Here is a 26,858-nt window from a genome sequence, read left to right as displayed (position 1 = left end):
TGTAAAACCCCCACTGCCCGCTCCCCATAGGAAACCGGCTATACTGGAGAGGTAACCACCACACAAGTTTTCTCAAGGGAAAGAGATTAATGGCGAACGGATATTTACAGCCGCGGCTGCAACAGGCCCTGGAATTAGCCTTTCAACTCCATGGCCGGGATACCCGCAAAGGCAGTCAGGTTCCGGTCATGGCACATCTGCTGGGGGTCTGTGCCCTGGTCCAGCAGGACGGCGGCAACGAGGATGAAGCGATCGCCGCACTGCTCCACGACTGCCTTGAGGACAAACCGGAACAGATCACTCGGGAGGAGATCCGCAGCAGGTTCGGGGGCCGGGTACTGCAACTTGTCAGTGTCGCCACCGACACCCCGACAGACTATCGTGGCGGCCGCAAACCACCCTGGTTGAAAAGAAAGAAACAATACTTAAGGACTATCGAAGCAGCGGAACCAAGCCTGTTGCGGGTCACCATCGCTGATAAAATCGATAATCTGCGCGCCATTATTGCGGACTATGAGCGACTGGGAGAACCACTGTGGGAGAGGTTCAGCGCCGGCCGGGAACTGCAGCGCTGGTATTTTTCCAATGCGTATCAGGCCTTCCGGCAGGCGGGCTACACAGGTCGTCTCCTGGATGAAATGGGCCGCTTGTTACAGCTTCTGGAACAGCTGATCACAGCGGAAGTCCCCTGAGCAGGCCGGGAGCGTCCGGCAACGCAGCATGCTGCAAAACAGCCGGTTTAGCGCTAAACTTATAGTAGCAAACAGCCCGCAAAGTCCAAGGATGGGCAGACAAAGATCATGCCGGGTGACCGGCGCTTAATTGTGGCGGGCGGGGCAAGGTAATCTTCCCAACCGTACTTGAAAAGTCACAGGATGGACTTTTTCAGCAACCAGAGGACCAGCACGGCCGGCAAAACCAACGGCCTGTCAGCAAAGGAGCATTATCATGTCAAAAGAGTACCATGATCGATTTTCCGCTGCAGAAGAAGAACTCTCGGAAAAATCCGCCTTCATCTGTGAAAGCTGCAATAAAACATACCGGAAAGATGAAGCGGAAAGCCGCAACCAGACCTGCTGTGGCAAGCCACTGAAAAAAATCGATAAATAGTCTGCACTGTGTCGAAAAAAACAATATGCAGAAGGCTCAACCCATAACGCGAGATTCTTCGCCGCTGCCAGCAGCGGCGAAGAACCCGGTAAAGAATCAACAGGAAAGAGGGACCGATGAACAGCAAAGAGGCCTATTTGAATAAATTGGAAGGGCAACTCAACGAATGGAATGCCCAGATCAACCTGCTGCTCAGCCGAGCCAGGGAAACCGGTGCCAGCGACAGTGAAGCCATAACCTATCTGCAACAGAAAAAAACGCTGGCCCAGACGAAACTCGAGAAACTTAAAAATGCCGGGGAGCAGGACTGGCAGAGCCTCCAGGAGGAGATTGATGACGCCTGGTCAAACCTGGGCGTCGCCATTAAAACGGCCCTGGCAAAACTTTGAGCTGAGCTCAGCAAGCGACCGCTCGGATGCCTAAAACTGCTCGGGAACCAGCATCAGCGCAGTCCCCCGGGAATAACGATTTTCGATGCGTCGGGCAATCGTTTTAAAGCGGCGGTCACCGATCTTCACCTCCGCGCAATGTTCTTGGTGCGACCCATGATCGATCAACGCGTTGACTTCAGCAGGGAAGACCTCCCGGCTGTCACATCCCAGGGGGTTGACCTTAAGTAACGGGCAAAGGCTGCTGGCAGATTCGTTCATCTGCACGATTATTCTTTCAGCATCAATGCAAAAAACCGCCACGGGCAGGACATCGAGCACTCCTTGCGCAACTTGAAGAACCTGATTGCGGAGCGCCAGATCTTCGGTCCGTCGTTCCACGACCGCTTCCAGGTTATTATTCAATTCCAGGAGTTGGGCATTCTTTTGCAGGAGTTCTTCATTCAGGGTACGCACCTGCAGCTGCAACTCCTGGTGGCGCAGAGCCGAAGCAATTTCGTTTTTCAGGTTCTCATCGTTCCAGGGTTTGCCAATAAAACGATAAATATGGCCCTGATTGATGGCGTCAACGACGACCGCGATATCCGCATAACCGGACAGAACCATCCGCATGATATCGGGCCAACGCCGATAAACCCTGGTCAGAAATTCAATACCATCCATCTGCGGCATACGATAATCGGCAACGACCAGCCGGATATCGGCCGTATTTTCAAGAATGCGCAGCCCTTCCTCCCCTGACTCGGCGGAGAGTATTTCATACTGGGGTTCATCCACCAACAGGCGCCGCACCGCTTTCAGGATATTGGCTTCATCATCCACCAGGAGCAGTTTTATCGGTTCCTGCATAAGTCATCTCCGTTCACAGCCAGAGGAAGTTCGATAGTAAATGTCGTTCCCTTGTTCAATGTGCTCTCAACTTTAATGTCTCCATGATGTTTTTTGATAATGTCATAGCTGATGCTCAAGCCCAGCCCGGTTCCCTTGCCAATCTCTTTGGTGGTAAAAAACGGTTCAAAGATCCTGGCAAGGTTTTCTTCGGCAATACCTGAACCGTTATCCTGAATGGAAACTTTGATCAGGCCATGGTCCAAGCGGCTGCAGATTTTGATATGCCCCTTGCTCTCCATGGCGTGAATCGCATTGATCAACAGGTTCAAAAACACCTGGTTCAGCTGCTGCGGGTAACAGTCTATCAATGGCAGATCAGCCAGGTCTTTCTCAACCGTTGCCTTGTATTTGATTTCGTTCCAGGCGATAGCCAGGGTACTTTCAACACATTCGTTCACATCGAATTTCTGCAGTTCCAGCTTATCCATCCGGGAAAAACTGCTCAGGTTACGAACGATTTTCCGGATCCGTTCAACCCCCTCGCGCGACTCTTCGATCAAATCCTCGATATCAGCCAGGACAAAATCGATTTTCAGCTTCTTTGCCACCTCATCCAGGTCCCGGCCGGACGTCTCGTCTGCAGACTGGCAGTCCCATTCTTTGAGAAACTTACGGTACGCGGTTATTTTTTCAAGATGTTTACTCAAGGCTCTTAAATTACTGCCGATAAACCCGATCGGGTTATTGATTTCATGGGCGACACCAGCCGCCAGTTGGCCTACTGAGGCCATTTTCTCCTGTTGCACGATCTGCGCCTGCGTCGACTTTAACTGCTGATAGGCCGCTTCCAACTCCTCGGCAATTTTATTTTTTTTGATCAACATCTTGGCGCCGCGCGAATACAGCCCGGAAATAACGCTGGCCAAGGTGCCGAATTCGGCATGGCGAGTCAGTGCATCCAGCTTGTGCACATTGTTTCGGTAACCCGCTTCCAAATCGTTGCTGGCTTCTGTCGGGATCATCAGCTCGGCAGTCGTTTTTTCCAGCAGGACCAATCCCTGCATACTTTTATGCACCATGAGCAGACCGATCCCGGCCGCCACCAGACTGCCGATCCCGGCAAACAGCAACAACGAAGTTTTTCCGGTCTGCAATGGTGCCAAGGCTTCCGCAACCGGTTCCTGGCTGGCGACAATCCAATCGGTTCCCGCAACGGGATAAAAGGCAACAAACATGGCTATGCCACGCGAATTGACGGTTTCGGTCACCCCTTGAAAACCGTCCAGGGCCGCATCGAGCATCTGATTGTCCCCGGCCATGACATCACGCTTGAACAGGCGCTCTTGGTTGGGGTGGATCAGCAAGCGACGGCTATGATCAATAATATAGGAATAGCCTGAACGGCCGATCCGTTTACGCAGGTTGGCGGCCAAAGAGCCATCGGCGGTCAGCAGGCCGATCCCGCCGAGAACTCCCAGGGGCTCGCCGGCGGGGTTTTCCAGATAGGTGGCAAACAGCAGCCCGGGACGAGAATTCACACCCAGAACAGCTGGTTTTCCGGCCACACAGGAGTGCGTGGTCATCACCTCGGAGAAGAAATCCGCCTGCGAAAAATCCGCGCCTTTATGTTCCAGGAGCACCGGATAGCTGGCTTGTAATATTCCCTGCCGATCAACAAAGAAAAATCCTCCGTCAAAGGAGGGGAGATTCATGGCCAGCCCTTCCAGGAGCTGTTCTGGGGGAACCGAACCGGCCTGCCGACGAAAGTTTTCGGAAAAAACAAATCCGGACTGGACAATCATCTCCCGCTGGCTGGAGAGATAGGCTTCGACAAAATGAGCATTGTTCTGGGCGACGGCATCGACAGTCTGGAAGACGGACTGCTTGAAATTTTTTTCAAAGTGCTCGAGAAAAAAAAAGCCGCTGCCGCCTAACGAGACAACCACTGTGATCACCAGGATCAGCATGGTCTTGGTCCGTAAAGTCATCGCTATCGTCCATTCTCAAAAAATTTTCTTCAGCAGTTCAAGCACGGAGAGGAAAACGGCACTCCCCTCCACTTTACAAAATCAATCGTTTAGCAGGCGTAACAGCCTCCGGAGCCCATGGACGGACGAGCTTGAAAAAGGCCAGGGATGGACTTTTTCAACACCCTATGAGAGGACCACTATTGATTTTGATCGGCTCCGGCCATTTCTGGAAGCGGCCTGTTCAATTGAAGAATGCCGCTTTACTGCCAACGAAAATGACCTTGAACTCTCTGAGCAGCTCCGCTAATCGCTCACCATCAAGATTCAAGTGCTGTGCTCCGGGGAGTGCTTCGAAATCGAACAGCTGGGGCATACCGAACACCCCGAAGGCAGCCGGAACCAGATTGGTGATGTTGATCAGACAAATCATTTTGATGGTTTCAGGATCTTCAATCCCTACCAGCGCGGCATCTGAATGATGTAAGGTCACCAGGGAAAGCAGTCGGCTCAGCTGCCAGCGCTCCAGGGCAGCGGCACCGATCTCCGCATGATTGGCCCCGAATACCTCTTTCTCCTTGGCCAGGGTCTGGGAGCTCTCCTCCGTCACCAATTCCGCGACCAGCTCATGCCCGCCCTGGGTACTGAGCACAACTTTACCGATATGCCGAAACAGACCGGCGAGAAAAGCTTCTTCCGGGTCGACCAGACTGAGTTTATCTGCGACAAATCGGCTGGCCAGGGCACAGATCAAACTGTCTTCCCAAAGCATTTTTTCAACGGGGCCGAAGGATCGGTGCATGCCATGCATGCTGGCAGCCAGGACCAGGTTACGCAAGGTCTTCTCCCCCAGGATGACAATCGCTTTGGACAGACTAGTCACCTGACGGGACATGCTGTAAAAGGAGGAATTGGCGATTTTCAGCACCCGGGCCATGACCACGGGGTCCCTGGAAACGACTTCGGCCAGCTTTTCCGCAGAAGAATCCTGGGAATTGATCAACTTAATGGTCGCCATGGCGACCTCTGGCATCACCGGCAAATTGTCTAAATCATAAGAGATATTCTGAAAAGTCATAATGTCCCGGTTCCCTTCGCCTGCGGATTCTGGGTGCATAACATTGCGCTCCCCCTGCTCTCGACTGATGAGATGCTGACTTTCGCTAGCGGACTTAGGAGCCACTCCGTGCGTTCCGCCATCGCCTTGTCGGCCATTCTTTCGACTGTTCAACCCGTTGTTCCCCGCCTGAACCCGGCATCCTCATTCATCCTCGTCGCCAGACTGCCCATAGCGCTGTTTCATACATTCCGGACAGATGCCGTGACTGAATTGAACCCCGGCATGTTTCTCGATGTAACTTTCCAGGTTCCTCCAGTAGCCGCCGTCATCCCGAATCTCTTTGCAATGCATGCAAATGGGGATGATCCCCTTAAGAGCCTTTATCTCTTGCCGGGCCTCGCGCAGTGCCCTGTTTTTACGAGTCAACTCCCGGGTCAGGGCAACCATCTCCGCATTCAGGCAGGAGATCTTCTGCAGAATATCATTGTCCGGGACGAGCAAGTGATCGCTGAACAGCAGATAAGTGCCGCCGCTCTGCGTCAGATAGCATTCCAGAGAGACAACCTGCTGTTCCCCGCTGATAAAATTCAAGCGGAGCGGTTGCGCAAGGCTCAGAATATTCGCGTGTAACAACGAGCGGCTTTCAGGCAGCAGGACCGCCTGCAAGGGCTGGCCGACAAGATCCTCAGCCGCCAGTAACCGGCAGAACCCCTGATTGCAATGTTCAATGGTGAATTCGCAATCCAACAGCACCAGGCACAGGTAGCGCGATCCGCTGACACATTCGCCGACAAACTCCAGCACACCATCAGGGTAGCTGTTATGTTTGATCGTTCGTTCCATCTGCGCACCATTGTCGTGAAATTACCCTGGCCATAGCAAAGCTGCCTGCCAACCCATCGGCACCGATCCGCCGCGCAAGGTCCGGATTCCCAGTCAGGGCATACCCCCCGACCAGAACTTTCAGTTGACCAAGGCTTTTCTCCTGTCGCAGCACCGCGATCGTTTGCTCAGCTTGCTTCAGGTGACAGGGCAGAGTGATGGACAACGCCAACAACTCAGGCTGTAAGCTTTTCAGTTTCCGGAGGAGATCCTGCTGGGTCAGATTTCCTCCTGAATAATGGACATTCCAACCGTCTCCGGCCAGGATATCGGCGACCATCAGGGGCCCCAACTGATGCTGCTCATGTTCCACGGTCGCCACCACCGCGGTTCCTCGTTCCTGCGTCAACCGGTCTTTCGGCAAGCTGATCGAAGCCAGTACCCGACCGACGATTGCCGTGGCAAGGTGTTCCTGAGCCGGAGAGATTTCCGCTTCTTCCCAAAGCCGGCCGATGTCGGACATGACCGCACAGAGAACCTGCTGATAAAAATCCAGCAGGGTGTCACAAGAGCAAATCGAAGCATCCGCAAGAGTCAGGCAGCCCTGATGATTCCCGGCCAGCAGGGCCGCCTGAAATTTGTGTCTGATGACTCCCCAGGTCTCTTCTGTAGACTGATCAACCGCACGGTCGACGCCCGGCTGCTGGCTGCTCAACTGACCATGCCGGGTTTCTATCCAGGCAAAAATCGGCAAAATCTCACGCACAACATCTGCCGCCAGGTATTTTTCTACGGCATCGCTCCAGCCCTTGAGTTCAAGGGGAAAATAACCATATGCATACTGGTGGGCGTGATAGGCCCGGTAGAGCCAGGACAGGTTTTGAAGGAGCAGGGAACAATCCCCAAAGGCGAACAGCATCGCCAGAAACTGCCCATGATAGTGAAGATTCCGCCGCATGGTCTGGAGAGGATGGTAACCGATCAAACGATTGATCTCGGGGTGAGCGGACAACGCATCATCGACCCTTCTCAACAGCTGCGGCAGGCCCTGTTCGAAAGCCTCAACTGTCGTCCTGGAGACCGGCAACAAGAACGGCGGGTCACTGATGTCATGATCATTACGGGTCATATCCTCACCTGTAGAAACAGCCAGCGGAGAAAACCATTATATATTAACAGACTTCAATATGGAGATTTTTCTTATATTTCTTGAACCCTTCTTCCAAAGTCTCCTGCAGGACCTCTCTGTCCCAAGGCTTGGCAATAAATTTAAAGATCGCTCCACGGTTCACGTTTTCCGTTATCATATTGAAATTGAGACCGCCGGAAAGCGCAATCCTGACAATCTTCGGATAGATCTTTTTGACCCGCTCCAGAAAATCCACCCCATTGAGTCCCGGCAGCTGATAATCCGAGATCACCACCGCAACGGGTCTTTGCGCAAGAATGGACAGCCCCTGTTCCGCATCCAATGCTGTTTCCACTTCACAGCCGCTCAGACTCAGTTCGCGCCCCAGGCTATTCAAAATAGACGGTTCATCATCAACAATCAAAACCCGCCGTTCCCCCGCTTGATATTGTCCGACATTCAGATGGCGCGGATTGCGCAAAAAGCTCTCCAGCTCAGCCCCCGGAACCGGCCGTGAGTACAAAAAACCCTGGATCTCATCGCATCCCAAGCGTTGCAGGTATTTCAGCTGGTCCTTATCTTCCACCCCTTCGGCGATCACCTTCAGGTTCAGTGCATGGGCAATGGCTGTTGCCGCTTTGGTTATTTCGTTACTGCTGGGGTCGCAGGTTACATCCTGAATAAATGAACGATCAATTTTGATTTTATCAATAGGCAGCTGCCTGAGATAGCTGAGGCTGGAATAGCCGGTGCCGAAATCATCCAGCGAAATTGTCACGCCCATCTGCTTGAGTTCCCCGAGAATTTTGATCGCGGCATCAAGGTCTCCGATCACGGCGGTTTCCGTCACTTCCAGTTCAAGAGCCGCGCTGTCGATGCCGGTGCGCCGCAGCACATCCTGGATGAATTGGCAGAACGATGAATCTTTGAGCTGCTGCCCGGACACATTGATGGCCATCGGCGGCGGGGTCAGCCCTGCTTTCTGCCAGGCAGCATATTGCGCACAAGCGGTGGAAATGACCCACTTGCCAAGCTCATCAATAAGATCCATCCGTTCCGCAACAGGGATGAACAGCGCGGGACTCACCGCCCCGAGAAGCTGGTTGGTCCAGCGCAACAGGACCTCAACCCCGGTCATCCATCCGGTCCGCAGACACGCCTTGGGCTGATAATGCAGGCTGAACTCATTTCGCTGCAGCGCATGACTTAATTGCAACTGCATGGTGAAACGTTCCGTGTACTGGGCATTGAGGTGCTGATTGAAGAAATTCAAGGCCCCGCCCGGAGAATATTTTATTTCTCCAAGAGCCTTTTCTGCCTTTTCCAGCAGCGTTGTTGCGTCGCCACCGTCTTCAGGAAAAACGCTGATGCCGACCTTACAAGCCACGGAACAAGTCACCCCTGCCAGCGGAATGGGCTTGGAAACAGCCGTCTGCAGCCGATTCGCCAGATCGACAACCTGGTCCTGGCGGGCAAAATTGGCGGCTGCAATGATAAACTGAAAATGGCCGTTATAGGCGATCATATCGATCGCCCGGACCTCATACTTCAGTTTTTCCGAGATAATCTGCAAGAATGAGCAGAGCTCCTGATCAGACAACGCCTGGGCAGATGTTTTGTAAGGAACGATTTTCATATGATACAGGGCGACCAGTGCATAGTCCTGTGCCGCCCGCAGGATCGACTGACCCAGCCGACCGGCAAGGACGCTGCGGTCAGGGAGACCGGTCGTTTTATCGAAACGACTTTTTTCCACCAGCTTACGGCTTTCAATAGCCTCGGTCAGCTCGTCAACCCTGCGCACATACCCCCACAAAGAGCCGTTGTCGAGAAAGACCGGATCGGTATGGATGACAAGATAGCGATCCTTGCCGTTCAAACCTGTAAACCAGCCATTGATGAGATTCCGACAGGCAAGATCATTGACCCAATCCCGGCGCGAGACCGGAACTGTCGGCAGCCCCCCGTAAACAAGATCGCGGACAGGACTCAAAGTATCGTCTTGCCCCACCGCCTCAACGGCGGCAGGCACCTGCTCTTGTTGTAAACCGGTCAGTTGTGCGCAGGCACTATTCCAAAGAAGTAGCCGCTGTTGCCCATCGATAACAAAGGTGGGCATTGGACTGGTGGCGATGATCTGCTTGGCAAAAGCGAGCCATTCACGATGATTTTCACAATCAAAAAGGATCTGCGGTTCAGAAAAAAGCCTGTTGCTTGTCTTGGTCATTAAAACAGCCCCCTGCCGGCAGGTCTGCCAGTGTAAAAATTTAGTCATTTCCAATGCAATGAAGATGCCACATCAAGAGTCCACCAAAAGTCTACAATATCAGCTAATTATATTTTCTCAATTTGCCGCTCCCTCCCAGCCGCCTCTCCGAAAATTGCGGCTCCTCGCTGACAAAAATCCTTATTTCCCTAGTTTTATTGACTTTATCAAAAAGAGAAAGAAATCTTTCCCCTGCAAGGGATCTTGCACCGGCAGCAACCGCAATCCCGCTGACGAACGCCCCAATTGCGCAAAGAACTGTTCTTGGAACGACTACAAATATATGATATCTTTATATGTATTATTGGGGGGAATATGAGAAGCTCGGCTCTCCTGCTCGGTGATTTCCACAGCCTTCGTCTTCAGCCTGCCCGTCCTGCCCCCCAAAGAACACCCTGCTTGAAAAATTCACTGACCGGCGGAACGGCGCCCTGCAGAGCAAACGGATTTGCTGAAGAGGAGAGTTGATGAACGGGAATTATCCAGCCAACCCGGTCTTACTGGTTGATGACGAACCGGGCTATCTTCGGGTCCTGCAGGCTTTGCTGCAGGATGGCAAGATAGACCATACGGTCTGCTGCACCGACAGCCGCCAAGTCCTTGAGCTGATCGGAAAAAAGACCTTCAGCCTGGTCGTCCTGGACTTGATCATGCCCCACATTTCGGGATATGCCTTACTTTCCCATCTGGTTGAAAACCACCCGGAGATACCGGTCATTATTGTCACCGGCCTGGACCAGGTGGAAGCAGCGGTCAGCTGCATCAAAGCCGGCGCCCTTGATTATTTTGTCAAGACTGACGACCCGGAACGGCTCATTTCACGAATTAAACAGGCATTAGCCGCCAGCGAACTCAGACATGAGCTTGATAACCTGAAATCGAACCTGCTGGAGCCGGCGCTCCACTCGCCGCAGGCTTTTCGTCAGATCATCACCCGCAACCAGAGAATGCAAAATATTTTCAGCTATATAGAAGCGACCGGCAGCAGTTCGGAACCGGTCCTTATCAGCGGCGAAAGCGGAGTCGGCAAAGAGCTGGCCGCCCGCGCGGTGCATGCCGTCAGTCGCCCTGAGCAACCCTGGGTTGCCATTAATGTTGCCGGACTGGATGATGCGGTTTTTTCCGACACCCTCTTCGGTCATGTCCGGGGCAGCTTTACCGGCGCAGAAGCAGAACGGGCCGGAGTGATAGAAAAAGCGGGCAGAGGAACCCTGTTTTTTGATGAGATCGGCGACTTGAGCCTGCCGTCACAGATCAAATTGCTGCGGCTGATCCAGGAAGGTGAGTATTTTCCCCTGGGGAGTGACAGACCCAAATACTGCCAGGCCCGGTTCGTTTTTTCGACCAACACCGATTTGAACCAAAAAATAGCTGCGAAAGGATTTCGCAAAGATCTTTATTATCGCCTGCAGACTCATCAGATCATCATTCCGCCATTACGGGACAGAATCGACGACCTGCCGCTGCTGATTGCTCATTTCGCCCATGAAGCCGCGGACAAACTCGGCAAAAAAATACCACCATTGCCGGAAACTCTTGCCGCGGCCTGCGCAGGATATTCTTTTCCGGGGAATATCCGGGAATTACGGGGCATGGTTTATGACGCGGTCAGCCGCCATCAATTCGGCCCTCTAACTCTGCACCCAATACAGGGGGCAATCTCCGAAGAAACGAACCTGCAGCAGCAAAAGACGGAAGTTCAGTCGGCACCGGACGACGAAACCCGCATCCATTTCCCGGACGAGCTGCCGACCTTAAAAGAAGGTACGGAACAACTGATCGCAGAAGCCTTGAAACGCAGCCGGGGGAATCTGACCATGGCTGCACACCGACTCGGTATCACCAGACAGGCTCTGGGGCAAAGATTAAAGCGGAAAAACGGCTGAACGCCCGGGCTCCGGCAAATTCAGCCCTCGATCTTTTCGATCCTGCGCTGATGACGCTCTCCCTGAAATTGCGCCTGCAGCCAGGTATCAACGATCCACAACCCCTCCTGCACGCTGACCATGCGGGCGCCGATAGCGATCATATTGGCATTGTTATGTTCTTTGGCAAGGCGGGCGCTTTTCTCATTCCAGCATAGCGCACAGCGCACCCCGGGAACCTTATTGGCCACCATGGCCTCGCCGTTGCCGCTCCCGCCGATAACAATGCCCAGGTCATTTTGCCCCGTTGCTACACTCTGCGCCGCCGGGCGCATGAAATCCGGGTAATCCACCGGCACCTCGCTGTCAGTCCCGAAATCCTCCACGCCATAGCCCAAATTTTGCAGGTGGAGCAGCACTGCGGTCTTCAAGTGAAATCCGGCATGATCGGCAGCAACGGCAATCTTTTTCATCTTCACAAGAGCCCCTTTACTAAAATTGATGTTCGGTTTATGAACGAATAACTCTGCGCGCCACTCTTTCCAGCGTCAACCCCTGCACCAGAATGGAGAAGACCACAATCACATAGGTCATCACGATAATAATCTGTCGGGCCGGTCCATGAGGGAGCGAGAGAGCCATAGCCACTGAAATCCCTCCCCGCAGTCCACCCCAGGTGATCAGGGTCACGGTGCCGGCAGGAACCGGGTATTTCCAGCGCAACAAATGGAGCACGCCACCGGCACTGATCCAGCGGGCCAGAAACGCCACCGGAATAACTGCCAGTCCGGCCAGCAGATGGATCACGCTGACCGGGATGACCAGGATCTCAAGACCAATCAGGACAAACAGCACCCCGTTGAGAATTTCATCGACCAGTTCCCAGAACGTATCGAGGTTTTTCCTGGTCGTCTCCGACATGGCGAAAGAGCGGCCGTGACTGCCGATCAACAATCCGGCGATGACGACCGCGAGAGGGCCAGAAATATGGAGGGTATCAGCCAAAGAATAGCCGCCCATGACCATGGCCAAGGTCAGGAGAATTTCAACCTGATAATTATCCACCTTTTTCAGCATGGCATAGGTCAACAGGCCCACCGCCAGGCCGAACAGGAGGCCGCCCGCGGTCTCCTGCACAAACAAGATGCCAACATCAGGGACTGACAGCGGCTGTTCTCCCTTGCTCAAAGCCAGCAGAACCGTGAACACCACCACCCCGAAACCGTCATTGAACAGCGATTCGCCGACAATTTTGGATTCCAGATCATGCGGCAGACCGAGCCGCCGGATCAGACCCAGGACCGCAACCGGGTCAGTCGGGGAAATCAGAGCCCCGAATAACAGACAGGACAAAAACGGCATGGCCACGCCCAGCCCGGTCAACACCAGCCAGGACAGCCCGCCAACGATAAAGGTGGAGGTCAGCACACCGGCGGTGGCCAGCGCGGCAATAATCCATCGTTGCTTGGTCAGGTCCCCCAAATCAAGGGGCAATGCCCCGGCAAACAATAAAAAGGCCAGCATGCCGTGCAGCAATGTTTCATCGAAATCGATCCGCTGCAACATCTGCGCGGCCTGATTGTCCAGATTCAACCCGAAGGAGGAGAGCAAGATAAGACCCAGCGACATGAGCAGGGAGATCAACATGACGCCGATGGTTGTCGGCAGGTGCAGACGGCGATAATTCAAATAACTGAACAAGGCTGTCATCACGATCAGAACGGCTGAAATCTGAAAAAAATTCATGCTGATGTCCTGCAGTACTGCGTTGTCGATTCATACCCGCGGTGGTCCGCGGCCCGGGATCAGGTCTTGAGCGGACATGCGGTGGCTGAATGTGCTTTTCATTTTACCATGAAAGGAGCCTGAAAACCTTCCGGTGGCGTTTGCCCCCCTCCGCACAGCCTTCGCCGGCGGGAAAAGATCAGCTCCACGGCTGCTATCCGAGCCAGAGATGATAGAATTAAAAAATCGGTGCCCAGCTGATCGGCTCCAGCACGTCGCGCTGCAAAGCTGCTGCCTGTGCCCCAAACAGTCCCCGACCGAGCTGGGTAAAGCCGCTAATAGACGGGGCGGTCCGCAGTCAGGCGCGCAACAACCGGACGAAAAGACACCGGAGGACAAACCCGTGTATGAACGCTTGAACAAAGGCGCCCCGGGCGCCGTCGCGTATCGTATTACCACCCCCTTGACCCGGACCGAAGCCGAACAGATTGCCGATGAGCTCGAAGGAACGATCTCCGAAGCAGGGAAAATCAGCATATTGATCGACCTGCAGGCTTTTCCTTACGCGGACCTGGGCAGTCTGTGGGAGGACCTCAAATTTGACGTCAAACACCTCAATGACATTCACCGCCTGGCTCTGGTCGGTGGGAGTCGCGTAGAACAATGGAGCGTACGGATTTTTGCCGGGCTGAGCTTGACCAGCTGCCGCTGTTTCCCGGAAGGCCGGGTGGAACAGGCCTGGGCCTGGCTCACCGAATAATTGCAGGGTTTCCGTTGCGAGGAACATGGTCGGAAAAGACAATATCCTGAACGTGCTGATTCAAACCGAAGAAAAGGAGAAGCGCTTCTTTGCTGCCTGGAAACGTGGCGTCGATCTTCTCGGCAGGCATCTGTTCGGCCCCAAAACACCGGCGACGGCTCAGCACAAAGATGACTTGCGGCCGGTAAGGACCCGGATCGAGAAAGAGATTGTCTCTATGAGCGGCGGGGAGGAACAGTTTATCAGTGCCATGGTCAGCTTTTATAACCCGGACTGGGGAGAAGACCTGGCCAGAAAGATCGATTGCCAAAAATCCGTATGCGGTCTGACCTATAATCTTGATCATGAGCAGGCGGAAATTCTTGCCGAACTGATGGTCAACTACCAGGGCTGGCCGGAATCCTGAGCGACGTGCAGCAACGCCGCTCTGGCAAGCAGCAGAGCGTTACCGATAACCAGCCTGAATTCTTAACCGGGAGATGAACTGATGTTAGATAACCGATTAACAGATCCAACCCTTTGGAAAAAGCAATGTTTTGTCGACGGGCAATGGATTGACGCGGACAGCGGAGCGACCCTGACCGTGACCGATCCGGCCAGCGGAGAACAGCTGGGAACCGTTCCCAAACTGGGCGCTGCGGAGACCCAGCGGGCGATAGCAGCGGCGGCCCGAGCCCTGCCGGACTGGCGGGCATTGACCGCACAGGAACGCTGCGGAAAACTGCGCCGCTGGTTTGAACTGCTGCTGGAAAATCAACAGGACCTGGCTAAAATCATGACCGCAGAACAGGGCAAACCGGTTGCCGAAGCCAGTGGGGAGATCGCTTATGCCGCGTCCTTCATCGAATGGTTTGCCGAGGAGGGCAAGCGGGTCTATGGCGATATCATCCCGCCCCATCAGGCTGACAAAAGAATCATGGTCCTCAAAGAGCCGATCGGCGTCTGTGCAGCCATTACGCCCTGGAACTTCCCGGCTGCGATGATCACCCGCAAAGCAGCGCCGGCCCTGGCCGTCGGTTGCACCATGGTGGTCAAACCGGCCAGCGCCACCCCTTATTCGGCCCTGGCCCTGGCCGAACTGGCCCGGCGCGCCGGCATTCCGGCCGGGGTTTTCAGCGTCGTCACCGGCTCCTCGGCAGCCATCGGCGGTGAACTGACCGCCAATCCGCTGGTACGCAAACTGACCTTCACGGGTTCGACCGAAGTCGGCAAACAACTGATTGCCGCATGCGCCGGAACGGTCAAAAAGGTCTCCATGGAACTGGGCGGCAATGCCCCGTTCATCGTCTTTGACGATGCCGACCTGGATGCCGCCGTGGCCGGGGCCATCGCATCCAAATACCGCAACAACGGCCAGACCTGCGTCTGCACCAATCGCTTTCTGGTTCAGGAAGGCGTCTACCAGGCTTTTGCCGACAAACTGGTCACTGCGGTCCTGAAGATGAAAGTCGGCAACGGTTTTGAGGACGGGAGCGAACTGGGGCCGCTGATCGATATGCATGCGGTTGAAACCGTCGAGCAGCATATCGCCGACGCGGTCAAGAAAGGGGCCCACCTGCTCACCGGCGGCAAGCGCCATGCCCTGGGCGGACAATTCTTTGAGCCGACGGTGTTGACCGATGCCAACCCGGACATGCTCATTGCTGGCGAAGAGACCTTCGGACCGGTCGCGCCGCTGTTCAAATTTAAAACCGAGGAAGAAGCGATCCGGCTCGCCAACGCTACGGAATTCGGCCTGGCCTCTTACTTCTATACCCGCGACCTGGCCCGCTCCTGGCGAGTTGGCGAAGCTCTCGAATACGGCATTGTCGGAGTCAATACCGGTTTGATTTCCACAACCGTCGCCCCCTTCGGCGGGGTCAAGGAATCCGGATTCGGCCGGGAGGGAAGTAAATACGGCCTTGAAGACTATCTGGCCATCAAATATATGTGCATTGGCGAAGTCAACTCCTGATTCGGGCTTGCCACCGCCAAACAGCCCGGCTCATGGATTTGAGCCGGGCTGTTTGGTGCAGAACTGATCAGCAAGTCAACGTACCGACCGCCTCTTTCTCAAATATCGACATCCCGACCAAACTGGCGAAACTCGTCGAGATTGCTGAACTCACCCCAGGCCAGGTATTGGTTGGGCGCATTGATGAAATGATAGATGTTTTCCATGACGTTAAAATGTTTGTGCTCTTCGGCCGCAATTCTTAGCAACAGCGCTTTGGTTCCTTCGTCCGCCTCTTTCTCTGCGCATTCCTCGTACAGTCGAAAACTGTCCGCTTCGATCTTCATGGCATGCTGGTAAGCATCCAGGTCCCCCTGCTGCACCTCCAGGGTGGCGGCCGTCTGCGGCAGCTGCTCAAAGACATTTTTGACATCGGCGATGATGGTCGTATCCGTCATGTGCGGGGCTTTCCCGGTCAACTTCCAACGCTGAAAAATTTCGTAGTGCTTCTGTTCGTCCAGGACCAGGCGCTGAAATATGTTTTTCAGGCCGGGGTGTTTGGCCTGATTGGCCAACTGCTGATAATAGCTCTTGCCGTCCTCTTCCATCTGCATTGCGAAATCCAAAATTTTCATAAATCCTCCTTTGGCTGATCCCGAATCAGTTCAGAATCAGTGCTCACTGAGAATATGTACTCCGGCCTGACGCATCTGTTGCAGCGCACGGGCACCGTTTTCCAGACTGACCGCTCTGGTTGCCGGTTCGATCAGCACCATCTCGAACCCTTCTTTAACACCATCCATGACTGTGGCCAGGACACAGACATCCTGCGCCAGGCCGGCGGTAAAAATTCTCCGCACCCCGGCCTTATGCAGCCAGAAGGCCAGGCCGGTCTGATCGAATGCCGAATTCTGATCCTGGTCGAAACGGGTTCCCTTGGTCACTATGACCGCCTCTTCAGGAACCAGCAGGTCGGGGTGGAAAGCGGCGCCGGCACTGTCCTGCACGCAGTGCACCGGCCACATCCCGCCATTTTCCTGATAGCTCAGATGACACTGCGGATGCCAGTCGCGGCTCAGGTAAACAGGAACCCCATTGGCCTGCGCCCGTGCCGTCCAGGCATTGACGATCGGCACCACCTGATCGCCCCCGGCAATGGGCAGCGCCCCGCCCGGACAAAAATCCTTCTGCACATCGACAATCAGCAGCAGGTCGCCGGTTGTTAATTGATCGATATCTCCCATGCAACTCTCTCCCTAACTCGTTGTCATCCGGAAACGGCCCTTTTCCACCGTGGCGGTGTCAATCTGCGGGCTTATTTGTGCGGTGTAAAGAACTACGCCTCCGCATAACCCCTTGATGTCCTTGCCACAACAAAAAATTTCTCGTTTCCAATCTGAAAACTTATGCGTTGGCTTCCGGAGTTTCCGGATGCCAACTAACTAGTGTTGGCAAAACCCGCCCGGGGGCTTTGCCAAGCGCGGTGGGAATTGCCCCACCTGGTCAACTCAACGGACAATCAGTCTTGCTGTTGATCGCCCATCCGCGATCAACAAACGTTACGTCAACAGGCTGCTAACGATCGGCGGTCTTTTCCCACTGGATGGCGTCAACCGGGCAGACTGAATCACATTCGCCGCAGTCGGTGCAGACCGCCTGGTCAATCTGATAAGGCTCTCCTTCGCTGATGGCACTGACCGGGCAGACCGGTTCACAGGTGCCGCAAAGAATACATTCATCGACAATATAATGTGTCCCCATTGCTTGAGTCTCCTTGAGTAGGTTGTTGAAAAAGCTGGCCCGGGGCTTTTCCAAGCATGATGGAGAAAAGCACAAGCTTTCCCCACCACACAAAATCAAAGAATTACTGATCGTCACGAAGGCTCTCGTTTAAACAGCTTTGCAGTACACTCGGGACTATCCCCAGGGTCATCGGGGGCTGTCCCAAAAGTTTGCGAGCCAGGAAACGGTAGCGGTTAGCACCGCAAAGACCTGGGACAGCCCCCATGCGGGGACAGTCCCGGTTTTGCTGCCATCGACTCTTAAACTTAGCGCCATTTCGGATCGTCACTGATTTTGCCTGCCCATCGTTGGGCTTTTCAGGCTGGCTTCAACAACCTGTAAACAAAAAGATCCAGACCTGATTGGATGATAGCAGGATACCGCTGCAGATAACAGTTCCAGCCTCCTGTTATTGCTTGCTGCACAGAAAACACAGCAGCGGCGGAGTTAATCGCCCTGGGGATTTTTCCCCTTGATGGCAATACACAGGCACTCGGCCTCGGCAAAGACCAGTTCACCCGCGCAGATTCGCCCCAATACGGTGATTTTACGCCCTTCAACGGTCGTCACCCGGCTGGCGACAGTCGCAACTTCTCCCAGGGGCAAAGGGTTGCGGAAGCTGACATTGAGATTGCCGACCACAACCGGATAACCGGCGGTCCAGGCCGCCAGGCCGAGGACTTCATCAAGCACGGCGGCCATGGCGCCACCGTGCGCATGCCCCGGCGGACCTTCGGTTTCAGGGCCGAACCAGACTCTGGCGCGCAGTTCGCCCGCCGGATTTTTAAAGTAACGAACCCGGTAGCGGTTCCCCTCTGGTTCAGCAGATACGAAACGCAACGATGCCCCGACCAGCGCCGGAGCATCAAAAGCCACCCAGTCGGCAGCGCCGTCCAGGTTGACCGCAGCAGTGGATATTGGCTCGTTTTGCATAAAGCTCTCCCGCTTGACACCCGCAGGGTCTGAATTAATCAAGTTTCGTCGATATCGACAATTCCCAATCTGATGGCATAGTGCAGAATTTCCACACTGTTTTTAAACCCGAGTTTATGCTTTATCGCGGCCCGATGCTTGGCCACGGTTTTCGGACTGATGGTCAGGAGCGTTGCAAGCTCATCGGTCTGTTTGCCCAATGCCAGCAGCCTGAATACCTGCTTTTCGCGGTCCGTCAACGCCAGGTATTGAGCCAGTTGGTCATCACCATCGTCCCGATGGTTCAGGTAAAATTTGATAATTTCCGGATTCAGGCAGGGGCTGAGTGCATAACCGCCGCGCTGAACTTCACGAATGCCTGCAATCAATTCCTCCAGCGGGCTCTGTTTCAAGATATAACCCCTGGCCCCGGCCTTAAGCGCATGAAAAACAGAGGCTTCGTCGTCTCTGGCAGTATACACGACAATGGCAAGCTCCGGCATTTCCGCCAAAAGCAGGCGAATGGCTTCAGTGCCGCCGAGCGTCGGGAAAGCCAGATCCATGACCACTATATCAACCTTCACCTGTTGCAGCAGTTTCAGGCCCGCCAGCGCACTGCCCGCCCTGGCGCAGATACTGATATCGGTGCAGTCCGCCAGAAAATGTTCCAGCCCCTTTTCCACCACAGGCTGCTGATCCACGATCATAAGTCTGACGGCGCTCATCTGCACCTCCGGAAGGAAGAGCCGTTGTTGCGGCGGGCGCTGCCGCCTGGCGAACGTGGTCAAATTTTATCAGCAAATCCAGGTTTGACAATTTTAGCGGACTGAAAATGGTAGAAAATATCTACCCCCGAGAGGAGCAACCTGCTCATTGTGCAAAGACCGCCTGCTGCTACACTGATAAATAAAGGTAACCAACGCAAGCAGAAAGGAGCAGCCATGTCAGATCAATACAAAGACCAATTCTCTGAGGCTATCGAAGAAGAAGCTGAACATTCGGCGTTTCTCTGTACCGCATGTAACACCAAATACCCGAAGGCGGAAGCCAAGAAAAAAGATATGACCTGCTGCGGACGGACCATGACGGAACTGCTGAAGGAAAGCTTCGGGCCCTGATTGCTCCCGTCAGTTCTTTGCGACTGGACGCTCATGGGATCCCGCGAGGTTATTTCGTGGTGGGCGAGCCGAGGGTTTGAACGGCGATGCGTTGCCAGCTGCCATCCTCTTTCATCCGCCGCAGTGCGGCAGCCAGCGGCTTGATGAGGGCGGCATGTTTTTTATGCAGATAGAGGAACATCGGCCGCACGGCCAGCGGGGGTAAGCATTCCACCATGTCGTTATGATGGTATTCCTTGAGCAGGTGATAGCCGGCATAGCGTTCATAGAGGGCGAATTTTATCCGTCCGGCGCTGAGTAGATCCAGCAACTGAGCGGGCGAGGCAACCCGGGTGATCTTGGCCGTGGCCGGTACACGCTCTTCGTAAATTTTCCAGCCGATAATAATCCCGACATCCTCCCCCGCGAGTCGCTGCCAGCTCATCCGCTCATGTGCTGGTTTGCGGACGAAGGCGACAAAATTGTAGTCAATCACCGGTTCGGAAACGGCAATAAGGTTCGGATATTGCTCACTCAACCCCCCGATTCTGGGGATCTCGCCGTCGCTGTAGCCATCATCTGCCATCTGCAGTGCCCGTTCTGCCGGCAATCTGATCAATTCAACCTGAATGTCAATGCGGGCAAACAGTTCCTTGACCAACAGGTCAAAAAAACCATCCTGCGCCAGCGTGGAAAACGGCGGTTTGATTGACGTATTGACCCGGATCGTTTCCAGACTGAAAGCCGGTCCAGCAAGGCACCCAACCAATAACCAGGCCAGAATCAGAACCTTTCCTCTGCGCTCAATGCTTTTCACGCCAGACCTCCGCTCTTCCCGCTCAGCCCCTGGTGGACGGCCTCGGCAAGGGATTCGATGGTGAACGGTTTGCGTAAGACCCGGGATATCGCCCCGGCCGACAAATCTGCGGCTTCGGCTTTGTCGGCAAATCCTGTCCAGAGCAAGATCGGCCAATTCAGATTCCGACTTCTGAGCTTTTTCGCCAGATCAAGGCCGCCCATTCCCGGCATGGTCAGATCGGTAATGAGCAGATCTATCGCCATGTCAGCGGCTGACAAATCCTGGTAGGCTTGGTTTGGGTCATTGTAGACCGCGACACGATACCCCAGATTAACCAGTATCTCGCGCCCCAACTCGGCCACCGGCAACTCGTCATCGACAATGACAATCGATTGACCGCCCCCCGTTAAGGTCGTGGCGGGGGGAATCTTCTTTTCCACACAAAGATCGGTCTCCGGCAGGTAAACGTAAAAGCAGGCCCCCTCCCCCGCCTCGCCAGCCAGGTCGATAACTCCGCCATGAGCGCGGATAATGCCATGCGCTACCGCCAGGCCCATGCCGGTGCCTTCACCGACTTTTTTGGTCGAAAAGAACGGCTCGAAAACCCGCTTGCGAATCTCTTCCGGGATGCCGGGTCCGGTGTCCCGGATCGTCAGGCAGGCATAGCGTCCAGGGGCCAGGTCCAAGCGCGCTGCAGCCGCGCCAGCAAGTTTTTTGCGGGCCAGGGCGATGGTCAGGTGTCCGCCGTTTTCCCGCATGGCATGCCCGGCGTTGGCCGTCAGGTTCATGACGACCTGATGTAATTGCGTGGCATCGCCAAGAACCCGGATCTCGTCATCCAGGAAAATGGCAATATCCACGCTGGTTGGCAATGAAGCACGCAATAACGGGGTATCCTCCCTGATAATCTCAGCTAAGTTCAACGCTTCCCGAACCGGTTCCGCACGGCGGCTGAATAACAGGATCTGACCAATCAGTTTTTTAGCCCGATCTCCCGCCTGGATAATCTGCTGCTGGTATTGCTGCAACTTCGAGCCCGGTTCGCAACGGGTGTAACTCAACTGGGCGAACCCCAGCACTGCGGACAGGATATTATTGAAATCATGGGCGATCCCGCCAGCCAGGGTCCCCAGGGCCTCCATTTTCTGGGCTTGGGTCAAGCGTTGTTCCAGTTGCTGGCGCTGCTCAAGATCATCTTTTAGCTGGGCCGTCATCCCGTTGATGGCATCGACCAGGTGATCTATTTCATCATCCCGGTAGCGGTTTTCCGGCACCTTCAGTGTACTGAGTCGATCAATATTGTTCAGGTCGATGGCGCGGGCGTAGGACTCCACCTGCTGCAGCCGATTAACGACCTGGCGGTGGAACAGGAAAAAAAGGATAATGGCAACACCGAAAACGCTGATGCCATTGGCCAGTAACAATTCCGGGAAATCCCTGAGAATGGAGACGGAAAAAGGCTCATAATGAGCCTGCAGGTAAATCGTGCCGATATCCACCTGGTTCCGGGTCGTTGGCTCCCGATGCGCAATGTCACTGGCGTGTTCCAGAAAAGGAACCTCGTCGCGTAGGCCGAACTTGAAGCAGCGAGCAGCAGAGCGATCACATATTTCCGCATAGGTGATCACCTTGCTGGTCTGGTTTTCAACAATGGTCTGCACCATGTCCCAGTCATACAGCCAGACCGCTTCGCGGATGGAGTTCATCGCGCCGTTTTCAAAGCTGATAAATTCCTGTTGAATCTGCTGCTTCTGCCTTTCCAACCGCAGGTACCCCTGATAGAAACTGACCGTCAGAACAATCAAGGAACAGGTCAGCAACATACTGAGCAGCAATTTGTTCTTCAGCTTGGCGCTTTTCAATGATTCCCCCTGTCAAGATGGCTATCCCGCTGTTGGGGAAAAGAAAAATGCGGAACAGGAAAGCCCCATTGCCGATAAACCGGTTCCAGTTGACCGCTGCGGTACAGTCTCTCAAGGCCCAGTTCGAATTCTTCTTGCAGTTTCCGGCCTCTCTCGCTGTCGGCAAAGACCGGGTAATACCGGCGCTGACCGACAACTTCAAGCCCGAACCGCTGTGCGTCGAAATCCAGCTTTGCCAGTTGCAAAGATTCGTTGATCAACTGCCGATCGTCGATATAGTAATCGGCGCGCCCCAGAATCACCATCATCAGGGCGGATTCGCCGCTGCGCACCTCCCTGACATTGACCGCGACCGGAAAATCGGCTTGCGAATAGTAACCTTCCCGCCAGACCACCTGTTTCCCCGTCAAACTGTCAAGCCCCTCCCAGAAAGGGTTTTTCGCTTTCAGAAAAAAGGCGAAATAAGCATTTTCATAGAGCGGATAAGCGGCCAAATGCAGAGGTGGAACCTCTTTTGTTTCACAAAGTTTGATGTCAGCGCGACCGGCGGCCACCAGGTTGTTGGCCTGAACGGTCGGTACATAAAGATGTTTCACGGAGAAGCGGGCACCGTAGATCAAGCGGATGAGGTCATGATAAAGACCGTGGCCATCTTTATTGGTAAATCCGTTCCAAGCCGGGCCGGCGGTGATCAGAACCCCACGCTGTTCTTCCGCAACGACGGACAGCGGAACAAACAAAGACAACCCGATGAGCAGCAGGAGAGATAAAGACCGGGACAATGTAACGCCGTATGCTTTCATCAGAGCAAGGCCTCATGCAGGCAATGATAACGGGCACAAACATTAAACATGACAAATCTAACTGATCTTAGGAACGAAGTAAATTGATTTTTCACGCCCTTTTCCTTCCCAGCGATTCATGACAATGCCTCGACATTGAGCCCGCGACACGCTCTTTCAGGCAACCTGTTCCTCGAAACAGGTTTCATTTGCTATGCTTTAACAGGATGAAGAGCACGTCCCATGACGCCTCAGCAATGGTTCGGAAACAGTGGGGAAGAATTATGGAAGCGGCATCGTTGCAACTGCTCGAGAATTATCTGCTGGCCATCCTGCTGGGGGCGCTGATGGGCCTGGAGCGGGAACGCAAGGATACCCGGCTGGCCGGGCTGCGGACCTTTATCCTGACCACATTGTTCGGCACGATTTGCAGTCAGATCTCGACAAACATAGTCAACAGCTGGATATTGTTTGGCGGCATCATGGCTGTGACGGTCCAGTCCGCCATGGTTCATTTTTTACGTTTTCGGGCAGATATCGCCGCCGGTCTGACTACCTCCGTGGCCTTGCTGATCGCTTATGGGATCGGTGTCCTGATCCCCTTGGGACAGTCCCTGGAAGCCATTGCCCTGAGCCTGATCACCACCGTGATTCTGTACTTCAAACCCCAGCTGCAGGAGTTTTCACGCAAACTTTCGGAGCGGGATATCTTTGCCATTTTCCAGTTCGGGCTGATTGCTTTCATTATCCTGCCGATCCTGCCGAACCGTGGTTATGGTCCATATCATGCCCTGAATCCTGCCAATATCTGGCTGATGGTGGTCATGATCAGCGCCCTGAACCTGATCGGCTATGTCACCCTCAAACTGGTCGGCCAACGCTGGGGTGGCCCGGTCCTCGGGATTCTCGGCGGACTGGTCTCCAGCACCGCCACGACCCTGTCCTTCAGCCGTCATTCGCGCAGCAACAACGAGCTGTCCATGATCGGAGCCCTGATCGTATCGGTTGCCTCAGCGGTGGTCCTGATCCGGATCGCCTTTCTGGTCGGGATCATTCACCTGCAGTTGCTGACACAGCTGGCCATACCGTTGGTGATGATGTTCCTGGCCGGCCAGGTGCCGGCCTTTCTGATCTGGCGCCAGAGCAGCCATCAGGAAACGCCATTACCAGTCATCCGCAACCCCGTTGAAATGCGCCAGGCTTTATGGTTTGGCTTGCTCTATGCGATCATCCTGTTGGCGGTGTCGGCGGGAAAAGATTTTCTCGGCGAAGGCGGGGTCTATATTGTCGCCCTGGTCTCCGGTCTCACGGATGTCGACGCCATCACCCTGACCAATGCCAGGCTGGTTGAAACCGGCACCCTGGCCGAATCCCAGGCCGCCATCAGCATTCTGCTCGCCTATGTCTCCAACCTGGCATTCAAACTGGCCATGGTCGGCGTCCTCGGCACCCGTAAAATGCTGCTCTGGACCATGTTCTGCTTCATCTGCCTGGCTGCTCCGGCCCTGCTGATCCTGCTCTGATCGCGCACCATAACCGGACCGTTGTAAACTCGCAGGCGGTTACCACCAGCACGTGTCCGCGAGAGTTGGGAACGACTCAACCACTATGCACTGAATGTGCATAGGTTTTAACGGGACTGAAAGTCCCTAAAATAGCCCCCTCTTCCCTCGTGGGAGAGGGTTGGGGTGAGGGGGGAAACAGCTCAAGCATTTCCACCCCCACCCTAACCTTCCCCCATCAAGGGGGAAGGAATCAATTCATAGAACCTAGCTTTGGACTAGCGCTCTGGAATAATAAATAAAAAACCGGCCCGAGAACAGATCAAGGACCGGTCGCAAAACCATATGCGCTTAAGCCAATATGTTTACAGTTCGATTTTGGCTCCCATCACTTCAAGGAATTTAGCCAGCCATTCCGGATGGGCGGGCCAGGCCGGAGAAGTGACCAGTTTGCCGTCGACATAAGCCTTGTCCACCGGAATATCCGCGTAGGTGCCGCCAGCACTGGCCACATCCGGAGCCACGGCCGGATAGCAGGAGCAGGTCTTGTTCTTCAGCACGTCGGCAGCGGCCAGCACCTGGGCACCGTGGCAGACCGCCGCAATCGGCTTATCCGCCGCCGCAAAATGCTTAACGATCTTGATCACGTCCGGATTGAGACGGATATATTCCGGAGCCCGGCCGCCCGGGATCACCAGGGCGTCATAAGCGTCGGCCCGGACTTCGGCGAAGGTGGCATTCAGAGCAAAGTTATGGCCGGGCTTTTCACTGTAGGTCTGATCCCCCTCGAAATCGTGAATGGCGGTACGCACGGAATCGCCAGCCTTCTTATCCGGGCAGACCGCATGAACCGTATAACCGACCATCTGCAACGCCTGAAAAGGAACCATGACCTCGTAATCTTCAACAAAATCACCAACCAGCATCAAGATTTTCTTCGCTGCCATTATAAACTCCTTTGTTATCATTGAAGGGAACATCGCCAGCCGCTTTAAGCTGCGTCAGCTGCCCTTCAATAGTAGCAGAGTTTACTGGTGGAGCAATTTCCGGCGCCGGCGTTTTTCAGCCGCTTATCGAGCACGACCAGGCTGTTGAAAAACAGCCTGCCGAGCCCATGGATGGGCGATCAAAATCAATGACGCCTCGGAATGGCGCTAGTTTAAGGGGCGATGGCAGCAAAACCGGTACTGTCCCCGCCCGGGGGCTGTCCCTGGTCTTTGCGGTGCGGACCGCGACAGTTTCATGGCTCGCAAACTCTTGGGACAGCCCCCGATGACCCTGGGGACAGTCCCGAGTTTACTGCAAAGTTGCTTAAACTAGCGCCATTCAGGACACCACCCTTTTCTCCACCGGGCTTGAAAAAGGCCAGGGATGGGCTTTTTCAACAACCTGCGACTGGCCACCGCCGGACAAAGTGTCTGTCATAGCGATAAAATCAGCCCGTTCAACTCAGCTGACAACGGCTTCAAGCTCGGCAAACGCAGCCTCCAGCGCGGCTTCGGCATGCAGGGCCGTGGTGCTGAACAGAGGCAGCTCGGTATCGCTCTGGCGCACCAGCAGGGGGATTTCCGTACAGCCCAGCACAACCCCTTGTGCGCCCTGCTGCCTCATCCCTTCGATTATTTCCAGATAGCGCTGACGGGAAGAATCCGTGAAGATCCCCCGGCACAGCTCATCAAAAATCACCCGATGCACAAATTCACGCTCCGCCGCAGCCGGAATCACCACCTCAAGGCCGAACTTGTCCTGCAACCGTTGGCGGTAGAAACCCTCCTCCATGGTGTAACGTGCTCCGAGCAGCCCGATTTTGCCCAATCCTTGGGCCTGGATGGCCCGACCGGTGGCATCGGCGATATGCAGCAGCGGGACCTGTAGCGATGCTTCAATGGCCGGGGCGACCTTGTGCATCAGGTTGGTACAGATCAGGATCAACTCGGCGCCGTTCTGCTCAAGGCCCTGGGCTGCGGCCGCCAGAACACGCCCCGCTTCATCCCAGCGACCCGAGGTCTGCAGCTGTTCAATCTCGGCAAAATCAACACTGTGCAAAAGGATTTTCGCCGAATGCAACCCTCCGCAACGCGCCCTGACCCCTTCGTTGAGTAACTGATAATAAAGAATGGTGGATTCCCAGCTCATGCCGCCTAACAGGCCGATGGTCTTCATCTTGATCTCCTTGGTGTCTACAGAACAGAACTCAAATAAAAATAGGGATTGTGTAGACAGAGTAAACCGCATAATCTGTTCTCAAAACAGATACAGTTTTTT

General features: G+C 54.6%; 27 protein-coding genes. 9 read left to right on the top strand and 18 right to left on the bottom strand.

What is annotated here, in order from left to right; all coding sequences use genetic code 11:
- Nucleotides 1–89: 89 nt before the first annotated feature.
- The 3 genes from N909_RS0116745 (at nt 90) to N909_RS0116735 (ending at nt 1,499) form a co-directional block, all read left to right on the top strand.
- On the top strand, nt 90–692 hold the full coding sequence (locus N909_RS0116745; protein ID WP_029917181.1) for an HD domain-containing protein: 603 nt from the start codon (nt 90–92) through the stop codon (nt 690–692).
- A gap of 256 nt (nt 693–948) precedes the next feature.
- Nucleotides 949–1,110, top strand: a complete 162-nt coding sequence (locus N909_RS25780) for a hypothetical protein (protein ID WP_155005967.1) — start codon at nt 949–951, stop codon at nt 1,108–1,110.
- 116 nt (nt 1,111–1,226) lie between these two features.
- Entirely contained in the window at nt 1,227–1,499 is a 273-nt protein-coding gene (locus N909_RS0116735; RefSeq protein ID WP_029917180.1) for a sll1863 family stress response protein, read from the top strand.
- Nucleotides 1,500–1,529: 30 nt separating this feature from the next.
- On the opposite strand, the gene N909_RS23985 is transcribed toward N909_RS0116735, so the two are convergent.
- The 6 genes from N909_RS23985 to N909_RS0116705 form a co-directional block, all read right to left on the bottom strand.
- Nucleotides 1,530–2,348 carry a response regulator gene (locus N909_RS23985; protein WP_084167749.1) on the bottom strand — a complete coding sequence of 273 codons (819 nt, stop codon included), beginning with the start codon at nt 2,346–2,348 and terminating at the stop codon, nt 1,530–1,532.
- Nucleotides 2,333–4,318, bottom strand: a complete 1,986-nt coding sequence (locus N909_RS24820; RefSeq protein ID WP_051689849.1) for a sensor histidine kinase — start codon at nt 4,316–4,318, stop codon at nt 2,333–2,335. The genes N909_RS23985 and N909_RS24820 overlap by 16 nt, the downstream gene beginning before the upstream one ends.
- A 223-nt stretch (nt 4,319–4,541) precedes the next feature.
- A complete protein-coding gene (locus tag N909_RS0116720) occupies nt 4,542–5,414 on the bottom strand; it encodes an HDOD domain-containing protein (RefSeq protein ID WP_051689848.1) in 873 nt (290 codons plus the stop codon).
- Nucleotides 5,415–5,558: 144 nt separating this feature from the next.
- A complete protein-coding gene (locus N909_RS24815; RefSeq protein ID WP_051689847.1) occupies nt 5,559–6,200 on the bottom strand; it encodes a nitrogen regulation protein NR(II) in 642 nt (213 codons plus the stop codon).
- The gene (locus N909_RS0116710; RefSeq protein WP_029917171.1) at nt 6,178–7,308 is read right to left on the bottom strand and encodes a cobalamin B12-binding domain-containing protein; all 1,131 of its coding nucleotides are present in this window, start codon (nt 7,306–7,308) and stop codon (nt 6,178–6,180) included. The genes N909_RS24815 and N909_RS0116710 overlap by 23 nt, the downstream gene beginning before the upstream one ends.
- Nucleotides 7,309–7,351: 43 nt before the next feature.
- Nucleotides 7,352–9,535, bottom strand: coding sequence for an EAL domain-containing protein (locus N909_RS0116705; protein ID WP_029917169.1), 2,184 nt, complete (start codon nt 9,533–9,535; stop codon nt 7,352–7,354).
- Between the two features lie 506 nt (nt 9,536–10,041).
- On the opposite strand from N909_RS0116705, the gene N909_RS0116700 reads away from it, so the two are divergent.
- Nucleotides 10,042–11,460, top strand: coding sequence for a sigma-54-dependent transcriptional regulator (locus N909_RS0116700; RefSeq protein ID WP_029917167.1), 1,419 nt, complete (start codon nt 10,042–10,044; stop codon nt 11,458–11,460).
- Nucleotides 11,461–11,480: 20 nt separating this feature from the next.
- Here N909_RS0116700 and N909_RS0116695 read toward each other — a convergent pair whose 3' ends face one another.
- Complete coding sequence (locus tag N909_RS0116695) at nt 11,481–11,912, bottom strand: RpiB/LacA/LacB family sugar-phosphate isomerase (protein WP_029917166.1); 432 nt, start codon at nt 11,910–11,912, stop codon at nt 11,481–11,483.
- 37 nt (nt 11,913–11,949) lie between these two features.
- A complete protein-coding gene (locus N909_RS0116690; protein WP_029917164.1) occupies nt 11,950–13,185 on the bottom strand; it encodes a cation:proton antiporter in 1,236 nt (411 codons plus the stop codon).
- 382 nt (nt 13,186–13,567) lie between these two features.
- Here N909_RS0116690 and N909_RS25365 point away from each other — a divergent pair, with 382 nt between their 5' ends.
- The 3 genes from N909_RS25365 (at nt 13,568) to gabD (ending at nt 15,878) form a co-directional block, all read left to right on the top strand.
- Nucleotides 13,568–13,924 carry a SpoIIAA family protein gene (locus tag N909_RS25365; RefSeq protein WP_051689846.1) on the top strand — a complete coding sequence of 119 codons (357 nt, stop codon included), beginning with the start codon at nt 13,568–13,570 and terminating at the stop codon, nt 13,922–13,924.
- 25 nt (nt 13,925–13,949) lie between these two features.
- On the top strand, nt 13,950–14,330 hold the full coding sequence (locus N909_RS0116680) for a hypothetical protein (RefSeq protein WP_029917160.1): 381 nt from the start codon (nt 13,950–13,952) through the stop codon (nt 14,328–14,330).
- An 81-nt stretch (nt 14,331–14,411) separates the two neighbouring features.
- Nucleotides 14,412–15,878, top strand: a complete 1,467-nt coding sequence (gene gabD, locus N909_RS0116675; protein ID WP_029917158.1) for an NADP-dependent succinate-semialdehyde dehydrogenase — start codon at nt 14,412–14,414, stop codon at nt 15,876–15,878.
- Nucleotides 15,879–15,976: 98 nt separating this feature from the next.
- On the opposite strand, the gene N909_RS0116670 is transcribed toward gabD, so the two are convergent.
- From N909_RS0116670 to N909_RS0116650, 5 genes are all read right to left on the bottom strand, one after another.
- A complete protein-coding gene (locus N909_RS0116670; protein ID WP_029917155.1) occupies nt 15,977–16,492 on the bottom strand; it encodes a ferritin-like domain-containing protein in 516 nt (171 codons plus the stop codon).
- Between the two features lie 36 nt (nt 16,493–16,528).
- Complete coding sequence (locus N909_RS0116665) at nt 16,529–17,101, bottom strand: isochorismatase family protein (protein ID WP_029917153.1); 573 nt, start codon at nt 17,099–17,101, stop codon at nt 16,529–16,531.
- Nucleotides 17,102–17,432: 331 nt separating this feature from the next.
- Complete coding sequence (locus N909_RS0116660; RefSeq protein WP_029917150.1) at nt 17,433–17,618, bottom strand: 4Fe-4S binding protein; 186 nt, start codon at nt 17,616–17,618, stop codon at nt 17,433–17,435.
- 468 nt (nt 17,619–18,086) lie between these two features.
- Entirely contained in the window at nt 18,087–18,572 is a 486-nt protein-coding gene (locus N909_RS0116655) for a PaaI family thioesterase (protein ID WP_029917147.1), read from the bottom strand.
- 38 nt (nt 18,573–18,610) lie between these two features.
- On the bottom strand, nt 18,611–19,276 hold the full coding sequence (locus tag N909_RS0116650) for a response regulator (RefSeq protein WP_029917145.1): 666 nt from the start codon (nt 19,274–19,276) through the stop codon (nt 18,611–18,613).
- Nucleotides 19,277–19,492: 216 nt separating this feature from the next.
- Between N909_RS0116650 and N909_RS25775 the strand changes: the two genes are divergently transcribed.
- On the top strand, nt 19,493–19,669 hold the full coding sequence (locus N909_RS25775; protein ID WP_155005965.1) for a hypothetical protein: 177 nt from the start codon (nt 19,493–19,495) through the stop codon (nt 19,667–19,669).
- A gap of 49 nt (nt 19,670–19,718) precedes the next feature.
- Here N909_RS25775 and N909_RS0116640 read toward each other — a convergent pair whose 3' ends face one another.
- Genes N909_RS0116640 through N909_RS0116630 form a run of 3 tightly spaced genes read right to left on the bottom strand, consistent with a single transcriptional unit; the run spans nt 19,719 to nt 23,112 of the window.
- The gene (locus tag N909_RS0116640) at nt 19,719–20,465 is read right to left on the bottom strand and encodes a substrate-binding periplasmic protein (protein ID WP_051689845.1); all 747 of its coding nucleotides are present in this window, start codon (nt 20,463–20,465) and stop codon (nt 19,719–19,721) included.
- Nucleotides 20,462–22,309 carry a hybrid sensor histidine kinase/response regulator gene (locus N909_RS24805; protein WP_051689844.1) on the bottom strand — a complete coding sequence of 616 codons (1,848 nt, stop codon included), beginning with the start codon at nt 22,307–22,309 and terminating at the stop codon, nt 20,462–20,464. Before N909_RS24805 ends, N909_RS0116640 begins: the two co-directional genes overlap by 4 nt.
- Nucleotides 22,306–23,112: a substrate-binding periplasmic protein gene (locus tag N909_RS0116630; protein WP_051689843.1), complete on the bottom strand. Its 807-nt coding sequence runs from the start codon at nt 23,110–23,112 to the stop codon at nt 22,306–22,308. The genes N909_RS24805 and N909_RS0116630 overlap by 4 nt, the downstream gene beginning before the upstream one ends.
- A gap of 263 nt (nt 23,113–23,375) precedes the next feature.
- Here N909_RS0116630 and N909_RS0116625 point away from each other — a divergent pair, with 263 nt between their 5' ends.
- Nucleotides 23,376–24,614, top strand: a complete 1,239-nt coding sequence (locus N909_RS0116625; RefSeq protein ID WP_051689842.1) for an MgtC/SapB family protein — start codon at nt 23,376–23,378, stop codon at nt 24,612–24,614.
- Nucleotides 24,615–24,958: 344 nt separating this feature from the next.
- Here the strand turns inward: N909_RS0116625 and N909_RS0116620 are convergent, their stop codons facing one another.
- Together N909_RS0116620 and N909_RS0116615 are read right to left on the bottom strand one after the other, a co-directional pair.
- The gene (locus tag N909_RS0116620; protein WP_029917136.1) at nt 24,959–25,540 is read right to left on the bottom strand and encodes a DJ-1/PfpI family protein; all 582 of its coding nucleotides are present in this window, start codon (nt 25,538–25,540) and stop codon (nt 24,959–24,961) included.
- Between the two features lie 502 nt (nt 25,541–26,042).
- Complete coding sequence (locus N909_RS0116615; protein ID WP_029917134.1) at nt 26,043–26,756, bottom strand: aspartate/glutamate racemase family protein; 714 nt, start codon at nt 26,754–26,756, stop codon at nt 26,043–26,045.
- Nucleotides 26,757–26,858 lie beyond the last annotated feature (102 nt).

Origin of the sequence: Pelobacter seleniigenes DSM 18267, assembly GCF_000711225.1 — a bacterium.
Lineage (GTDB): Bacteria > Desulfobacterota > Desulfuromonadia > Desulfuromonadales > Geopsychrobacteraceae > Seleniibacterium > Seleniibacterium seleniigenes.
Note: the sequence above shows the minus strand (reverse complement) of the source record. Positions and strands in the feature narration are given on the sequence as shown.